The organism is Erwinia sp. AnSW2-5 (assembly GCF_045107195.1).
Taxonomy (GTDB): Bacteria; Pseudomonadota; Gammaproteobacteria; order Enterobacterales; family Enterobacteriaceae; genus Erwinia.
Genome location: NZ_JBJGXA010000057.1, coordinates 1 through 1393, shown reverse-complemented (window position 1 = coordinate 1393; position 1393 = coordinate 1). Strand labels below are relative to the sequence as shown.

Sequence of the window (1393 nt, the reverse complement as noted above, 5' to 3'; positions counted from 1 at the left end):
CGCGGATTGCAGGGATACTTACACCGCCACCGGAGCCGGAGGTGATACAGACCCTGCGCCAGCTCTGCCCCAAGCTCTCAGCCCGTAAGCAACGCGAACTGATGGACGTGATTCAGGTCATGGCAAAGCCGAAGAAGCGCGGCGGTAACTGACCTGGTAACCGGCAAAAAAATCCCGGCTCGATGGCCGGGGTTTTCATTATCTAATCACAGAGCTAATTTTTATATCCGGCCTTATACGTATCTCAACTTTATTTATTAGCCCCTCTGCAACAACTTCAATATAAATATAATCACCTAAGTTATCACTTTTTATGCTAAATGAACTCACACCATCGATAGCGCTATGTGAAATTTCTTTATCATGTAGTTTCATTGCGTACTGAATCCAACCTTCAATAACGCTAAACGAAAAATCAATACTAAGGCCGCATTGATCTTTTGCTGTATACAAAAAGCTGACATTCTCTCTCTCAAACGAGACTGGTTCACTTTCAAAAAAAGAGAGCAACTCAATTTCATCGGGTTTATTTTCTATAAACATTACTTAGTTACCCCATTTTTCGGTATAGTCGTAATGAATTGACGAGTACCATCGCCCGTAATTTTGAAAGTACTTTCAAACATAGTAGCCTTTCCTGAAGGGCCAATGAAGAAAGACTCTCTAATCTCAAAGCTACCGTATTGATCCGTATATTTTTTCACAACATTATTTGGTATTTTTGTCGCCTGAGTAAAATGTTCAGCCAGAACTGCATGGCCATTAATATCATCAGTAATACCTAATTGTTTCATTTCCAGAGCAAGCTGATTTGTACGATCCAATGTATGACTATTACCGGTTGCCCTGCCAAAAAGATAATCAAATTTTTTCGCATCAACTACAGAATTGGCGATCGTCTGCGCCGCAGTAATTCCCGGAACCTTTTTACCTGGCAGTATTATCCCCGCCAGCATCCCACCCGTCGCTTCCAGCGCAAGCTGATTTCCTTCCGATGCCTGCACTACTGTGTCTTTCACCGCAGACCAGGTATCGCTGTTCATCAGCGCCTTAACGTTGTCCGCGACTGCCTGATTTTTCCCGGACAGGTCACTTAATGCCCTGTCGCAGTAGCCATCTCTAGCAGCACAGGAGGCCAGCGCCATTGCCGCATCTGCAACATAGTCCGCTGAGCCTAAGGCTGTATCACTGGTATCAGCCAGGGCATTAATAATGCCGTTGGCGATGGAAGAAGTGGTACCGTTGCCGAGCTTATCCCTGACCTGATCTTTCCAATGTTCAGCACTTTGCTTCACAGACTCCCGGGCTTTGTCCCCCGATAGAGAGTTATTCTCCACCGTCGTCTTCCCTGCCTGCGCCGCATAGACGGCACTGCCGGTGTTGTCTCCGACCA

At 46.0% G+C, this 1393-nt stretch carries 2 protein-coding genes; both read right to left on the bottom strand.

What is annotated here, in order from left to right:
• Positions 1–198: 198 nt before the first annotated feature.
• Positions 199–543: a hypothetical protein gene (locus tag ACFL9S_RS23490; RefSeq protein WP_405264286.1), complete on the bottom strand. Its 345-nt coding sequence runs from the start codon at positions 541–543 to the stop codon at positions 199–201.
• Positions 543–1393 (bottom strand): VENN motif pre-toxin domain-containing protein (locus ACFL9S_RS23485; protein WP_405264285.1); only part of this gene is annotated, 851 nt, incomplete at its 5' end. The genes ACFL9S_RS23490 and ACFL9S_RS23485, both read right to left, overlap by 1 nt.